Source organism: Halococcus sp. AFM35, assembly GCF_051195015.1.
In the GTDB taxonomy this organism is placed as follows: Archaea; Halobacteriota; Halobacteria; order Halobacteriales; family Halococcaceae; genus Halococcus.
This window is the reverse complement of record NZ_JBNTJU010000008.1, coordinates 1-13,857: the sequence shown is the minus strand read 5'-3', so window position 1 is coordinate 13,857 and position 13,857 is coordinate 1. Positions and strand designations below refer to the sequence as shown.

General features: G+C 61.8%; 13 protein-coding genes and 1 tRNA gene. 2 read left to right on the top strand and 12 right to left on the bottom strand.

The annotated features are described in order from the left end of the window. Positions 1 to 16 precede the first annotated feature (16 nt). From arcS to ACQUQO_RS08070, 12 genes are all read right to left on the bottom strand, one after another. Positions 17 to 1,759, bottom strand: a complete 1,743-nt coding sequence (gene arcS, locus ACQUQO_RS08125) for an archaeosine synthase subunit alpha (protein ID WP_435077482.1) — start codon at positions 1,757 to 1,759, stop codon at positions 17 to 19. Next, complete coding sequence (gene tgtA / locus ACQUQO_RS08120) at positions 1,756 to 3,255, bottom strand: tRNA guanosine(15) transglycosylase TgtA (protein ID WP_435077481.1); 1,500 nt, start codon at positions 3,253 to 3,255, stop codon at positions 1,756 to 1,758. The genes arcS and tgtA overlap by 4 nt, the downstream gene beginning before the upstream one ends. Before the next feature lie 23 nt (positions 3,256 to 3,278). Continuing rightward, the gene (locus ACQUQO_RS08115) at positions 3,279 to 3,845 is read right to left on the bottom strand and encodes an NUDIX hydrolase (protein ID WP_435077480.1); all 567 of its coding nucleotides are present in this window, start codon (positions 3,843 to 3,845) and stop codon (positions 3,279 to 3,281) included. Continuing rightward, entirely contained in the window at positions 3,842 to 4,738 is an 897-nt protein-coding gene (locus ACQUQO_RS08110; RefSeq protein WP_435077479.1) for an alpha/beta fold hydrolase, read from the bottom strand. Before ACQUQO_RS08110 ends, ACQUQO_RS08115 begins: the two co-directional genes overlap by 4 nt. An 88-nt stretch (positions 4,739 to 4,826) precedes the next feature. After that, positions 4,827 to 5,888 (bottom strand): saccharopine dehydrogenase family protein, encoded by a 1,062-nt coding sequence (locus ACQUQO_RS08105; protein WP_435077477.1) that lies wholly within the window; start codon positions 5,886 to 5,888, stop codon positions 4,827 to 4,829. A 44-nt stretch (positions 5,889 to 5,932) separates the two neighbouring features. Continuing rightward, positions 5,933 to 6,439 carry a hypothetical protein gene (locus ACQUQO_RS08100; RefSeq protein ID WP_435077476.1) on the bottom strand — a complete coding sequence of 169 codons (507 nt, stop codon included), beginning with the start codon at positions 6,437 to 6,439 and terminating at the stop codon, positions 5,933 to 5,935. Next, entirely contained in the window at positions 6,440 to 6,742 is a 303-nt protein-coding gene (locus ACQUQO_RS08095; RefSeq protein ID WP_435077475.1) for a hypothetical protein, read from the bottom strand. Positions 6,743 to 6,840: 98 nt separating this feature from the next. Next, on the bottom strand, positions 6,841 to 7,638 hold the full coding sequence (locus ACQUQO_RS08090) for a hypothetical protein (protein WP_435077474.1): 798 nt from the start codon (positions 7,636 to 7,638) through the stop codon (positions 6,841 to 6,843). A gap of 196 nt (positions 7,639 to 7,834) precedes the next feature. Then, positions 7,835 to 7,907: transfer RNA gene (locus ACQUQO_RS08085), tRNA-Pro, on the bottom strand. A gap of 41 nt (positions 7,908 to 7,948) precedes the next feature. Beyond that, positions 7,949 to 8,365 (bottom strand): EamA family transporter, encoded by a 417-nt coding sequence (locus ACQUQO_RS08080; protein WP_435077473.1) that lies wholly within the window; start codon positions 8,363 to 8,365, stop codon positions 7,949 to 7,951. Positions 8,366 to 8,414: 49 nt separating this feature from the next. Further along, entirely contained in the window at positions 8,415 to 9,002 is a 588-nt protein-coding gene (gene trmY, locus ACQUQO_RS08075; RefSeq protein ID WP_435077472.1) for a tRNA (pseudouridine(54)-N(1))-methyltransferase TrmY, read from the bottom strand. 37 nt (positions 9,003 to 9,039) lie between these two features. Beyond that, on the bottom strand, positions 9,040 to 10,419 hold the full coding sequence (locus tag ACQUQO_RS08070) for a nucleotide sugar dehydrogenase (protein WP_435077471.1): 1,380 nt from the start codon (positions 10,417 to 10,419) through the stop codon (positions 9,040 to 9,042). Positions 10,420 to 12,452: 2,033 nt separating this feature from the next. On the opposite strand from ACQUQO_RS08070, the gene ACQUQO_RS08065 reads away from it, so the two are divergent. Continuing rightward, positions 12,453 to 12,728, top strand: coding sequence for a hypothetical protein (locus ACQUQO_RS08065; RefSeq protein ID WP_435077470.1), 276 nt, complete (start codon positions 12,453 to 12,455; stop codon positions 12,726 to 12,728). Between the two features lie 436 nt (positions 12,729 to 13,164). After that, positions 13,165 to 13,734, top strand: a complete 570-nt coding sequence (locus tag ACQUQO_RS08060) for a hypothetical protein (RefSeq protein WP_435077469.1) — start codon at positions 13,165 to 13,167, stop codon at positions 13,732 to 13,734. The last annotated feature ends 123 nt before the right edge of the window (positions 13,735 to 13,857 follow it).

Genomic DNA, 13,857 nt, shown 5'->3' with positions numbered 1-13,857 from the left:
GCCACCGCCCTCGTCCTCATCGCTCCTCGACGTGGCGGACATCGACGGCCACCCCGCGGGAACTCCCGGCCATCGCGCGCCCGTTCATCGTCGCGCGCCCGACCGCGAACGCTTTCGGACCGCGAACCACGACCTCGTCGCCGACCCGAATTCTCTCGTCGGCTCCGACGATTCCCGGTGCAAGGACGCTCCCATGAGGGACGAACTCGTCGATTTCGACGATTTTGACCGGTGCGTCGCTGTCGACCCAGCGGCGTGCGCCCGCGAGCGTGAACGCGAGGGTGCCGTACTGAGGCACCATCGTGGCGAGATGCTCGTCGTCGTGGACCCTCAGTTTGGGATAGCGACCTTCTACTGTGATGTCCGTGAACAGGTCGTCGCCGGCAGCCGGCCCGAACTGATAGTCCGCGAGCGCGCGGACGGTGTTGTGTTCGCGCTCGCGTTTGGCGTATTTGAGTTCACCGTCCAGCGCGCCCGCGAGATTCGACAGCGACTCGCTCGTGGTCGGGTGGTCTCTCACCGTGTACTCGAACTCGATGCCCATCGACTCCTCGACGCGCTCGGTGATCTGTCGGTACTCGGCGGGGACGTGAGCGACCACTCGGGGATAGTCGTTGCGTGCGAGATAGGCCTCCAGTACTGAAGAAACGAACTCGACTTCGCCGGCGCTCCACTCGCCGGTGACCACCGAGTCGTAGTGTTGGGCGGGGTAGGTGCATTCGAGTTCCTGCGGGACGACGCCGATGGGCGAGGTCATCGAGACGGTATGTGCCCGGAACTGTATCGCGTCGTGGAACTGGCCGTGGCTCTGGGACTCGCTGTAGGGTTTCGTCGCCGAGCAGGGAACGAGCACGAGCGGGTTCGAAAACCGATTGCGATACCGGGTCGTGACGCGCTCGGCGAAGCGCTGAATCTCGACTCGCCGAAGGCTCTCCTCGCTGGCGGCGAGCAGCTCGTTGCGACGGAAGACCGGTGCGTGCGCTTCGAGGTAGGCGTACTGCTGGTCGAAGCGCCGAAGGGCGGCGGTGAGCCACGCCTCGTGGCGACCCTGCCCTTCGAGATAATCGCGGAGCCGCCCCCGACGGATGCGCCCGCGCACGGTCGCGAGCTGAGCGGCGAGCGCGTGCTCGTTGTGTGCCGCACAGTCCTCGCGGTCGAACTCCTCCCTCGTCTGCTGGCAGGCCGGACACGCACAGGGCAGTTCGTCGAGGTCGGCGAGGAACTGCTCACCGTCGCTCGTGAGATATTTTCCTTGGGTGCCCTTCACGACCACGCGGTCGGCGTCGAACAGGTCGACACCCGCATACGCGAGCAGACCGACGTTCGCTGGCGTCGCCACACCGGGGAGGTAGAGCGCCGTGTCGTCGGGAATCGCGTTCTTCACGTCGACGATGCCCTCGACGAACGCGCGGGCGTGGCCGACGAGTCCCTGCGCATCCGAGAGGACGTAAGCGTCGCTACCGCACTCGGCGGCCGTTCCCGACGAAATCACCGCGGCGCTCGGCCCGTCAATACTGGGAGAATCGACCGCGAACGCCGATTCGACTTCGTCGGGCGTGCCGGCCGGTAGCGCGCGGTGGGGGAGAACGGTGAGCGAGTCGGAATCGCCGGTGGGCGTCTCGCGCGATTCGGGCCAGAGGCTGCCCGCATCGCTGAGCCTGTCGCCGACGAGTGCGGGCGTCGTGAGCGACTCCGTCAGTCGGAGTTCGCCGATGCGCGCCGGCCCGTCGCGGTCGTGGACTTCGAAGAAGTCGGTCATGATTCGCCCTCGCCGCGCTCCTCGTATTCGTCCATCGATTCGAGTGGACGCACCGTGACGCGCTCCGGTAGCGCACCGAGTGCGCGCTCGGGCCAGCTCCGATGGGCGAGCGTGAACTCGGCGTCGGGATTCGTCTCGACCAATCGCCGGATTCCTTCGGCAGCCTGCTCGTAGGCCGCATCGTCGAGTCGCTCGGGCACCTCGGCGGTGAGCGGGTAGGTCTCAGAGAGCGCGCGCGGGAACGGACCAAAGGGTGGCACGACGCGCCAGGATGCGTCGTATGCGGTATTGATGTCGCCCTCGGTCAGCAGGACATCACCTTCGACCGAGAGCCGTGCGAGGCGCTCGTGATGGCGGCGGACTTCGGGTCGCTGGGCGCTCTCGGCCGAGAGGTAGAAGAAGGCGTCCTTCGAGGCCGGGTCCTGCCGTTCCAACCGGTCGGTGTGGTCCAACAATGCTCGATAGCCGTCGACCATCGCCGGATGCCCGCGGGCGCGCGTCTCGACGAGTTCGAGCAGGTCGCCCCGACGGATTGCCTGCTTGATGCGTCGTAGCTCGCCGAAGCTCACGTACAGATTGTGCTCGGCGAGGCGCGTTTCGCGCTCGTCGTCGGGCATCGCGCGGAGGTCGTCGGGCGTGTGTGCGACACAGACCGGACACTCACAGGGGAGGTAGTCGAGTTCCGGGAGGCGTTCGGTGCCCCGCACGGTGAGATAGCGGTCGTCGCGGGCGTAGAGCGCGTAGGCCGCAGAATCGAAGAGGTCACAGCCGAGCGCGACCGCGAGCGCGAAGGTCATCGGATGGCCCGCACCGAACAGATGCACGGGTGACGCCGCGCCCAGCCCGCGCTTTGCGGCCGCGACCACGTCGACCATCTCCCCATACCGGTAGTCGTTCATCAGGGGCACGACCGCGCCGACCGGATGGAGGTCCAGCCCGGTTTCGCGGGCGTCGCGGGCGGCCCGTTCGCGGAGGTCAGTATAGACCCCGCCCTGCACCGGGGCGTTGACGAGCATTGCGCCGGTATCGACGTCGCTCACCGATTCGAGACGTGACTGAGTGGTCGCGAGTTCGTCGGCGGCGCGCTCGTGGCTCGCCTCGGGCGGCGTCGGGATGTCGATTGGCGTGGCGATGTCCGCGCCGATACGGTACTGGAAGTCGAGGATGTCCGCGCTCGTGGCGTCGATGTCGCCGTATTCGGCCAGTTGGAACGCACCGGAGTCGGTCATGATGGCTCCCGAGAAGTCGAGGAACTCGTGAAGCCCCTTCGAGAGCGCCTCCTCGCGGTAGTCGCTCTGAGAAATGATATAGCCGTTAGTGATACATATCTCCGCGCCGAACTCGGTTTCGAGGCGTGCGGGCGAAATCGTCTGGAGATGCGGGTTGATGACGGGCATGAGCGCTGGCGTCTCCACTATCGTATCGGACCGTGGGACACGAAGCTCGCCGATACGGCCGGCGGCGTCGGCGCTGCGAAGCTCGAAAACGTCGTTCATGGGGTGGTTCGGCTGCCGCGTGTCTAAGGCACTCCGCTTTCGGTACCGAACCGTGTATGATAGAGCAGACAGAACGCGCTGCGTCCATCGCGGAGGTCGTCGTCCGCCAGCGCACGGAGCAGGTCGTCGTATTCGGCCGTCCCCACCCGGATTGACTCGTTGTCGTCCAACTCCCGTGTTCCCGTGGGTCGACAGTCGTGCGCGACGAAGTGGTGATGGACCGAGTCCGCGAGCCCGTTGAGCGGTTCGACGGTCGTGAGACGTTCCATCCCCTCGGCGACGTAGCCCGTTTCCTCCTCGAACTCGCGCCGCGCTGCTTGCTCGATGTCCTCGCCCGGTTCGACGGTGCCGGCCGGCAGCCCGCGACTCACCCGCTTGACCGCCTGTCGCCACTCCTCAATGACGACCACCTCTCCGTGAGGTGTGAACCCCAACACGACGACTGCAGCGGGGTCGACAACGGAGTCGAAGTCCGTCTCGGTGCCGTCGGGCAGGCGAACCCGCTCGCGGACGACCTCGAAGCCCGGACAGGAGTAGGCGATGGTTCCATCGACCGTCTCCCACGCCAGCGGGTCCGATTCGTCGCTCATGCGTCGAGGAACGCCTCCAGCAGTTCGTTCACCCGCTCGGGGGCGTCGTTTTGGACCCAGTGGCTCGCCTCGGGCAGGTACTCGATTTGGACGTCCCGCATCCATCGGTCGAGTCCCTCTGTGAGTTCGACGCCGAGCGCCCGGTCCTGCTCGCCCCAAATCACGAGCGTTCGTGCATCAATCGTTTGATTTCTCTCCTCACCCTCGTCGTCACGCCCAAGGCGGCGGCGTAGCTCCGTCCGCCCGACGGCCCGGTAGTAGTTGAGCGCCGCCGTGAGCGCGCCGGGGCGGGCGATGGCGCGCTCATAGCGTTCGATATCCGACTCGTCGAACGCCGCCGGATTCGTCGGGTCGTCTCGCAGCAACGTGGCGAGCCAGCCGTCGGTTCGCTCCAGAATGGCTTCGGGAACCCGCGGAAGTTGGAAGAACAGCGCGTACCAGGAGCGCACGAGCTGTGCCGGCGAGTGCAGCTCGCGTTCGAGCGCCGCGGGATGCGGTGCGTTCAGTATGGCAAGACGTCCGAGGCGCTCGGGGTACCGATGACCGAACTCCAACGCGATGACGCCACCCCAGTCGTGGCCGACGACACTCGCCTGCTCGGCCCCAAATCGCTCGATGAGGTCGACCACGTCGTCCACGAGTCGACCCATCCGGTACGGCCGGATGCCAGCGGGCTTTTGTGAGCGATTGTATCCACGTAAATCGGGCGCGACGACGTGAAACTCCGCCGCGAGCGCCTCGATCTGATTGCGCCACGCGTACCAGAACTCGGGGAACCCGTGTAACAGTACCACGAGCGGGTCGTCCGGGTCGCCGGCCTCGACGTAGTGCAACACGACGCCGTCGAGCTGTGCCCACCCGTGGGTCCACGACTCGCTCGTCAGGCCGTTCATGACGCACCTACCGGGACGATAAACTTCATATGACAATATCGAATCCACACATCGTGCCGATGGATGCTCGGATGGACGGGGCGAGCGTTCATTGCTCGGTACTCACGTCCTCGCGCTCGACGCCATCGAAGTCGAGGACGAACTCCGGGCCAAAGGCCGCGGCCGGCGTCTGGAATCCCGAGCCGACCGCGCCGTCGAGCACGCGCCGGGCGATTTCGGTTGCGGTCCGGGCGGTGAACTCGTAGGTATCGGGCGTTCGAAGCCGGGCGGCGGCGCGCTCGGTTTCGTTTTCGACCTCGCCCCAGATTCGTGTGGTGCTCCGTGCGCGCTCGTCGGCGCTCGGCCCGCTGATGGTCGCGTCGACCGCTCCCTTCAACAGCCGCTGGACTGGCGCGGTATCGAGCAACGGCAGCAATACACCCGTTTGCTTCATCATCGAGGCGGCGTATTTCGGGACCGTCGCGTACGTCTCGATGTTCGGGATTCCTGTCGTGTAGTAGGCGGTCGAGACGTCGCCCCACGGAATCGTCACTGCCGTACTCGCGCCGCCATCGAGGTCGATATCGCGGACTTTCCACGCCGGCGGCACGCTCTCGATTGCGCCGTCGATGCGTGCCGCGCCGCCCTGTGAGAGTCCCTCGATGACCGACTTCAGGGTACCCGGCGAGAAGGTCCCCAACCCATCGATGGCGAGGCTGAGTCGCTCGGCATCGGACACTTTTGTACGGAGATGCGCCGCAAGGCAGTCGGTGGGCACCACGTCGAAGCCCACGCCCGGCAACAGCGTCACGTCGGCCTTCTCGGCGTCCCTGTCGCGCTCGGCGGTGCTCTCGAAGGCAGTGATTTCACCGGTGATGTCGAGATAATCCGTGCTGCTCTCGATGCAGGCGGTCACCAGCGGGTCGGCCGTGGCCGAAAACGGTCCGGCACAGTTCAACATGGCGTCGAACTCGCCGATGTGTTGCTCGACGACTGCCGGATGGTCGAGGCTGAACACGCGATGGTCGAGACCGCGGTCGGTCGCCTGTCGCTCGACCGGTTCGGCCCGCCGGCCCGCAAGCGTCGGGTCCAATCCCGCCCCGGCGGCGATTTCGGTGATGAGCGCGCCCGTGTAGCCGTACGAGCCGTAGATGAGCAGGTCGTCTGCCATGTATCGCCATTGGGCGGCGATGAACAAAACACAGGGGGTTGCAGCTATCGAAACGCCGCTCGTGCGCGCCGGACGTAACTATTGTCGGCCCAGCTCCGAACGTCACTCATCTCGTCCAGCGCCGCTGTCGCATCCGCTTTGGTCAGTGCTCCGTTGCGGACAAACACCGCCAGGAGCTTCGGTGTCGTCACCAGCCGGGTATCGACCAGCGACGCATGGACGAGACCGATTTGATTGAACTCGTCGCAGAGGAACATCGCGGCATCACGGTCGTTTGCGAGCGTCACAGCGGCGTTCTCGCCATCGTCGAGCGGAAAGTCAGCATCGAGGTCGACCTGTCGAACATTGATTCGCTCCAGTCTGTCGAGCACTGCCCCTGCTGCGCGCCCGTGTTCGTCGGTGTACGATGCGACCTCCCGAAGCTCGTCCCGTACTTCGGTCGCGGTGAGAATGGTGTACTCCGAAAGCAGGCAATCGAGCGGCGACGGGTCGCGCTCGGCAACGACACCGAGACTGACCAACGCTGATGTGTCGGCAACGACGCTCGTCATCTACAACTCGGCCAGTTCGTCGGTGAGTGATTCGTCGAGTTGGCGCTTCAGTACCCGGAAGTTCGCCGCCTCCTCGGGACCGACGAGCGCCTTCAACTCCTCAAATTCGATGTCGTCGTCGTAGTACGCACCCGCGATTTCCTGTGTGAGTCGGTCGTCGTGGGCGGCGTCCCGGAGGTACTCCTGCAGCGCGTCGGTCAGCACATCGGTGCGGTCGGTCCCGAGGACCGTCGCCAGCGCGTCCGCGCGCTCGATGAGCTTTTCGGAGGCGCGGAACTGGACGCGGCGCTTGTCGCTGCTCATCTGTGCGTGTTAGTTGGAAAGTGGCTTGCAAAACTCTTGTGTACATTGTGAGCCGGAAAAATCGCTGCTTCCAATTTCGTGAATGGTAGAAGAACCACTCACAGTGAATCTCGGATATGGAAGAGCACTTTTACAAGGTAGATCGAGGTTGATTGGTAGTCCTCCATTTCATCATCGGATACGTCCGTTTCAATCGAATGTGCTTCTGCGTTCGATGGTTTTCTAATCGAGTTCAGTTCTCTAATGAAATTGTCGTCAATCTCGCTAGAATAGTGCTCGAAATCGGATTGCACCTTCTTGAATTCCTCTATGAGTTCATAGAAACTACGAAATTGTGACGAATCCAGATCGTAGTATATCTCAATTCCATCCGTGCCATATTTTTTCCGTAGCACATCGATCAAGATATTTTCAATCAGATTTCTTGTTAGTATAAGTATAGCATCGTCTATCCCAAACTGATAGCAATTGTTTATGTTCTCTACGAGACTTGGATAGAACGTTCCCGGAACGTTGTCGATGTCGAGAAACGGTCCGGAGTGAGTAGGAACCTGTGGATGGGTTATCTTATCCGAATCATGTTCTAGTGCTCGTAGTGCTGGATATTCTTGGAGTTCCTCTGCATCAGCGCCACCAACTGAAGAGTACACTCGGTGCATTATTCCAAACGCAAGGTCCTCGTCTTCTTCATAAACTCTACGGATGAACTTTCGCGTTGTTCTGAGCCGTTTCTCGTTTCTAAAGGCCCAGCTACTCATGAAGTTACTTGTTGACTCTGCAGTTTTGAGAACTCCGAACTCTGCTGTTATCGCTTCCCAGTCCTCATAATCCATTGACTGATTCACACAGAATCGAGCGAACTGCGCGAACAGAGCCTGCTGTGAGTCCTGCGGCATTCTTGAGAAAGGCGATTCACCGAACAACAATGAATGGTGCACCTCGACTCACCCACAAGTGTAGCATCCGCGAGCGAACGCAGTGAGCGAGCGGGCCAAGGAACCTCTGAGCGGAGCGAGGGGGTGACGCAGGCTTTTGATCCACATTTTGCCAGCGAACGAGCGAAGCGAGTGAGTGCAGCAAAAGGTGGTAGCATGGGCCGGCGCGAATTCGAATCGCGGTTACGGCCACCCGAAGGCCGAAGGATACCAAGCTACCCCACCGGCCCGCACTCGGACCCACGGTCACGCGCGTGTTAACCTTTCCGTTCTACCCGGTCACGGTGAGATAGACCGCGACGACCGCGAGCGCGATGCCTGCGCCCTTCTGGAGCGTCAGCGAATCGTCGAGAAAGAGTACGCTCAAAACCGTACTTCCGACGAGGAACATCGCGTAGACGGGCGTGACGACGCTCACCGGACCGGCCGCGAGCGCGCGGTAGTACGCGAGGATGCCGACCGCGAGGAACACGCCCGCACCGACCATGTACAGGGCGGTTCGGCCGGTGAAATACGTCGTCACCGACTCGTTCTCGTAGAGAGCGAGGCTGACCGCTGACAGCAGGAGAATGCCGTTGGCGACCGTTGCGACCACGCTCGACGGTGCGTTGTTCATCGCGAGCGACGCCAGCGGGGTGAAGATGCTGTAGCCGACGAGCGCGATGAGCGCCCAGCCCAGATAGTGCATACCGCTTCGACTCACCCGGGCCATACATATCCTTCAGTCACGGCAACCGTCAGTAGCGGGCGAACCCATCAGTGTCGAGCCAGTTGTGCGCGACCGTGATGGCGTGGTCGGCGTGGAGTCGTTCGGGACCGAGACGCACCCGCCGGTCGGCTCGTTCGGCGAGCAGCTCCGCCTCGTGAGCGGTGAAATCCCGGTGGTCCGAGAGCACGAACGCCGGTTCGGCGGGCGGCTCAGTCTCGCCGATTGGCTCACCCTCCTCGTGGAGTGCGAGCACCGTACCATCCAGTTCGTCGAGAACACCCGCCAAGCCGTGCCGCGAAATCGACACGCCGGGCGAGCTTTCGGCTGCCATGTGGCCGATGGCTCCCTCCTTTTCCTCCAGTGCGCCGCGAATCAGCGCGGCCGTCGAGCGCTCGTCGGGATTGAGGTTTTTGAGTTCGCTCCCCTCGAAGCGAACCGTGAACTCGTCCTGTAGGACGAGCCAGACGTGCACGTCCTCGCGAATCGCATGCGAGAGACAGAACGCGGAGTTGACACAGCGACAGAGCACGTCCACCCGCCCCGCGCCCGTGAGGTCGTCCAACGAGAAGTCGGGCGATAGCGGCACTTCATGACCGAGGACGACGAACTGGCGCATGGCCCGACTCAGTGTCCGATGGGAATAGCGCCGTCGGTCACCACGTCAGCCCCTCGTAGGTCATCCCCTCGCGCGGTTCGACGATGCGCCGGCCATCGACCACGACCTGCTCATCCATCGCGTCGAACGCCCCGTCGAGCGCCGCGAACTCGTCCCAGTCGGTGACGACGAGCGCGCCGTGGGCGTCTCTGAGTGCGTCCGCGGCCGAATCGGCGTACTCGACATCGGGAAATTTCCCGGCCATCGCCGCCGCGGCAACCGGGTCGTAGGCAGCCACATTTGCACCGCCTTCGAGCAGCTCCTCGATGACGAGCGTCGCGCGCGACCCGCGGATGTCGTCGGTGCCGGGCTTGAACGCCAGCCCGAGCACGGCGATACGCCGACCCTCGATGTCGATATGCCGTTCGAGCAAATCGAGCATCCGCCGGGGTTGGCCGTCGTTGACTGCGACCACACTATCCAGCAGCTCGGGCGTATAGCCCGCTTCACGGCCCGCTGCCCGCAGTGCGTCGGTGTCCTTCGGGAAACACGAGCCGCCCCAGCCGACGCCCGAGCGGAGGAACTTCCCACTGATGCGCTCGTCGAGACCGATGGCCTCGCTCACCTCGTAGGAGTCCACGCCGAACTCCTTGCAGAGGTTGCCGAGTTCGTTGATGAGGCTGATCTTCCCCGCGAGGAAGACGTTGTTGGCGTACTTCACCATCATCGCCTCCCGGCGACCGGTCTCGACGATGGGAACCCCGTCGTTTGCGGCGACCAACGGTTCGTAGAGTTCGCGGAGGCGTTCGAGCGCATCGTCGCCCGCTTGCTGGCTGGGAAACGGCGAAGCCGTCCCGTTCGAGGCGGTTTCACCGCCTCGCTGCCCGCTCGCATCGTCCGCATCGGCGTTCGTCCCGAAGACGAGCTTGTCGGGGTCCATGAAATCGGCGACCGCCGACCCCTGACTCTGGAACTCGGGGTTGACCGCGACGTCGAAGCCCTCGCCCGCCGTCTTTCCCGCAACCTCTTCGAGCAGCGGTTCGAGCCGCTCTTCGATAGTTCCCGGAATCACCGTGCTCTTGACGACGACGAGGTGGTAGTCCTCCTTCTCATCGAGGGCTTCGCCCACGTCGCGCGTGCCGGCTTCAAGTGCGCCGAGGTCGATGCTACCGTCCTCACGGGCGGGTGTCTGGAGCGCGAGAAACGTGATGTCCGTCTCGCGGAGGGCGGCGTGGTCAGTTGTCGCGCGGAGGCGGTCGCCGGCGTGGGCCTCGACCAGTTCGGCGAGCCCGGGTTCGTGAATCGGCGTCTCGCCCGCGTTGACGGTGTCGACGATGTCCGTGTCGATGTCGATGGCAGTTACCTCGTGGCCGAGGTCGGCGAGACAGGCCGCCACGGTCGTTCCCACGTAGCCGCTACCGACGACGCTCACGTTCATGGATTCCGTTCCACGCCGGTCGCTTTGAGGATTTGGATAGCGCCAGCAGAGCAGTCCAAGACGACGGCCTCAATGCGTCAGAGGTCGGCTAGGTGAATTTCTCATGCACGACCGAATCAGAAATTTAGATTGCGAACAGGTACCGCGACTACACCATCGACGGCGAGAACCACACGTACGTACCGCGAGTGGATGCGAACCAGTTCCTGACCGTTGCCAAGCAGTGCTACGGACTCGATCCATCTCACCGAGGCTCGGCCGTCCCTTGTGACCGCCCGTTCGTGAGCGGCAGTGCTGTCAGACGCTCGTTCATTCCATGCTCTACGCTGCTGACCTCGTTGTCACTGAGAAACTCTCTCAGGCGGACGCCTCGGCTGTCGCCGACCCTCAATCCACGAGACGGAACCACTCCAATAGTGACTCGGATTTCAAGGGGTTGAGAGGCTACACGGCGAGTGGCGTAACTTGACGGTGGACTCCGCTCGACCAACAGTATATTTGGTGTGCCGGGCACAGACCTGACTACCGCAAGGTTACCAGAGACAGTATGACTAATCAAGGACAACACCGACGAAGCCGCCGCTCGTGGTCGAAAGTGGCGCATGTGAGCGTACTCGTTCTCTGCCTGGTCGTAAGCAGCGCTACAGTGGGTGCCGCCGTTCCGGCCGTTCCGGCCGTTGCTTCGAACGAGAGCGGCCAGCTTCAGCAACAACAACCGCTGCCGAACACACTCACCATCCGGAGTACCGGCGATCAACGAGTCAGGTACAACATTACCGTGAGTGGGCGTATCCAACCGGGTTCTGGGGCGGATCTCACGAACGCCGACCAGCCCGATCAGGTCCGTACGGCCACCGCAGTTGGTTCCTCCGCACAGGGTGGTGTGGATAACTTCACCTTCAGCGGCCGACTCACCGTCCTGGAGGTTTCCGGCGGACCCGCCGACGTCTTCCTGAACGGGCGGAAGATCGACCCGGCGAACTACCAGCCCTCAAGTCCGTCCCCGGGTACGGGCGACAGGCCAACGCCCACAGCAATAGCCACACGGACGCCGAGTCCAACCGCGACAGCATCCCCGACACCAATCCCGACTGCTACGTCAACACCGAGTCCGACCACAACGCCGACACGGACTCAGACACCGAACCCTACAGCTACGCCCACACCGACGCAGACCGCGACGACAACCGAGGCGGCAACACCAACTACAACCGTCTCTGAGTCTCCGTCCACCCGACAGGCGACGAACGCCACTGCTGACTCTGAAGCATCCGGTGGGGAGTCGGGAATCCTCGACTGGATACTGTCCAATCTGTTTCTCCTGGGTGGCGGAATCCTCTTCATCATCTTCGCCATCGCAACGCTGGTCGCACGGCACAACCGCAAACCATGATTCCGATTTTTAGCCGAAGCTACAATGAATAGCAAGAATTCACACTCTGTTTTGTGTGCTCCCGGCGGCTGTCAGAAATGCCGTGCAAGATAGTAGGTGAGCCGTTCATCAGGGGGGGGGGGGACTTCGGGAAACAACTCACCGACAATCTCCTCGATCTGCGTTGGTGTGGGTGCTGTCTCTAAGGCGTGCTCCGGGAGCACTCGATCCTGTCGATTGAGCAGGTGTCGGACGACAACTCCCAGGTCATCACGAACCGTCCGAAGAAGCGCGGGGAAATCTTGTCGTCGGAGCGGGCCGACTAACTCCTGAATTCTGTTCGTCATCACTGCGACCGAGCAGCAGGCTAAAGACTGTTGCTGATAGTAACGGCGCTGGTGCAGAATTAGTCTCATAGCCTGATTCGGCCGATATTGGAGTGAGTGGTTCGTATACACTGGAGGCGATTTTGTGATGTTCCTCGATGCATGCTGGGACCGGAAACTAAACCATGCGCGTAGCCGAGATCAAGCAATAGAGGGTCTGGGAAGACTTCTGTACCGCCGCGTTCTTGCTTGATCCTTTCGGCACGAGAACCCTGCCTCGCGCGAGGCGCAGCGGATAGTATAAAGTATCTGCCGGTATCTGTTTCTATGAATTCATGGTGTCTCCCGATACCGCGCCGGAGGAACTCCCGGAACGAGAACTATTCACCGAATACGTCGAACTCCTCGAACAGGACTCACCCGCCAATGGCTACCAGCAGACCAAACTCGATGAGCGCCGTGCATCCCTTCTCGCGGAGATTGGTGAGCGTCTCGAAGCACTCGAAGCCGCGAAAGCCCTGCTTTCCGAGGAGAACGTCGAAAGCAACCACGATAGTACCGACACTGAACAAGCCAACGATTCGATGGAACTCTCTTTTGACGAGGAATGAATTCAACTATTATACAGAAACACCTATTATAGAACATTTCTGGTTTGTTTCGATATATACTGTTCTATTCTAACTTGTGAAAGAGTTTTTTGCCTTGCGACGATTATGCAAAATGCGTGGTCGCCAGCTCGGGTAACGCGTTGCGGAAACGCGAATGATCCTGAGCTTTTTCCACTCCGTGGTGTATCATACCAGTAGTTTAGTGCTGGCAGTCAACCTCGGGTCGCTGATTGCTGGCTGTCCGCTTAGAGGGTCGGTTTCGTCTATATCGAGATACGAAGGCAAGAGAGTGAACCAACCCTTGCCAAGTGTGACAGACATCGTCAGCCACGTGAGTATTGGTTGCTGTTGATGTCGTTGGAACCGTTTTCATCGACCATCGAAACCCCCACTCCCACAGTGAGTATAACGTGAAGCCGCCATTCGACGAAACACAATGATCGAAGAAGATGCGTTCTGTCCGAAAACGGGCGCACCGCTCTCAGAACAGACGGAGTACGACGGGCAAGGCTATCCTCGACACGTTGCGCTTCCGGACGAGTTCATCGCGGAGTCAGAGCCACTGGGTGAACTCACCAATGGGGCAGTCACTTCTTCGAAGGCGGCGCTGTTCAACCACTTCCGTCGCTGTCATCAACGACACACAGAAGCAAACGATAGGCTCTATCGGAAGGCAGCCCTCGAACTCCGCCGACTGAAACGAGCGGCAGAGGGACGGGCGAACTGGGACGTTCACGTCTGGTATGCACTTCAGCGACGACTCGATGGGAAGGGGTTCGACGTCGAGTGGATGCACGCACACGCCGAACTCCGCTGTCCACACTGCCACGGCCGGCTCAAATACGAACTGTACGACAACGGCGACGTCTATGCTCTCTGCGGCACGAACTGCACCGGGGACAAAGCCGACCAACTCGAAACCATCCGTGAGACAATCGCAGCCCTCTACTCGCGCTCGTTCGCCGATTCGGTCGATGCCGATGCACTCCTTCGGTTCCACACGTGAGGATGAGTTCGTCCGGTGACAGGTTATTGAACAGATTTTCATTAATCTCGACTTGGCAAGATCGTTTGATTCAGACAATTCTGTCTAAGCTGAGAAAGGTTATGTACTCGTTTTATTATGATA

What these genes read in the sequence shown, in the direction of transcription:
- arcS (WP_435077482.1), bottom strand. Translation starts at nt 1,759, where the DNA reads ATGACCGACTTCTTCGAAGTCCACGACCGCGACGGGCCGGCGCGCATC.
- tgtA (WP_435077481.1), bottom strand. Translation starts at nt 3,255, where the DNA reads ATGAACGACGTTTTCGAGCTTCGCAGCGCCGACGCCGCCGGCCGTATC.
- ACQUQO_RS08115 (WP_435077480.1), bottom strand. Translation starts at nt 3,845, where the DNA reads ATGAGCGACGAATCGGACCCGCTGGCGTGGGAGACGGTCGATGGAACC.
- ACQUQO_RS08110 (WP_435077479.1), bottom strand. Translation starts at nt 4,738, where the DNA reads ATGAACGGCCTGACGAGCGAGTCGTGGACCCACGGGTGGGCACAGCTC.
- ACQUQO_RS08105 (WP_435077477.1), bottom strand. Translation starts at nt 5,888, where the DNA reads ATGGCAGACGACCTGCTCATCTACGGCTCGTACGGCTACACGGGCGCG.
- ACQUQO_RS08100 (WP_435077476.1), bottom strand. Translation starts at nt 6,439, where the DNA reads ATGACGAGCGTCGTTGCCGACACATCAGCGTTGGTCAGTCTCGGTGTC.
- ACQUQO_RS08095 (WP_435077475.1), bottom strand. Translation starts at nt 6,742, where the DNA reads ATGAGCAGCGACAAGCGCCGCGTCCAGTTCCGCGCCTCCGAAAAGCTC.
- ACQUQO_RS08090 (WP_435077474.1), bottom strand. Translation starts at nt 7,638, where the DNA reads ATGCCGCAGGACTCACAGCAGGCTCTGTTCGCGCAGTTCGCTCGATTC.
- ACQUQO_RS08080 (WP_435077473.1), bottom strand. Translation starts at nt 8,365, where the DNA reads ATGCACTATCTGGGCTGGGCGCTCATCGCGCTCGTCGGCTACAGCATC.
- trmY (WP_435077472.1), bottom strand. Translation starts at nt 9,002, where the DNA reads ATGCGCCAGTTCGTCGTCCTCGGTCATGAAGTGCCGCTATCGCCCGAC.
- ACQUQO_RS08070 (WP_435077471.1), bottom strand. Translation starts at nt 10,419, where the DNA reads ATGAACGTGAGCGTCGTCGGTAGCGGCTACGTGGGAACGACCGTGGCG.
- ACQUQO_RS08065 (WP_435077470.1), top strand. Translation starts at nt 12,453, where the DNA reads ATGGTGTCTCCCGATACCGCGCCGGAGGAACTCCCGGAACGAGAACTA.
- ACQUQO_RS08060 (WP_435077469.1), top strand. Translation starts at nt 13,165, where the DNA reads ATGATCGAAGAAGATGCGTTCTGTCCGAAAACGGGCGCACCGCTCTCA.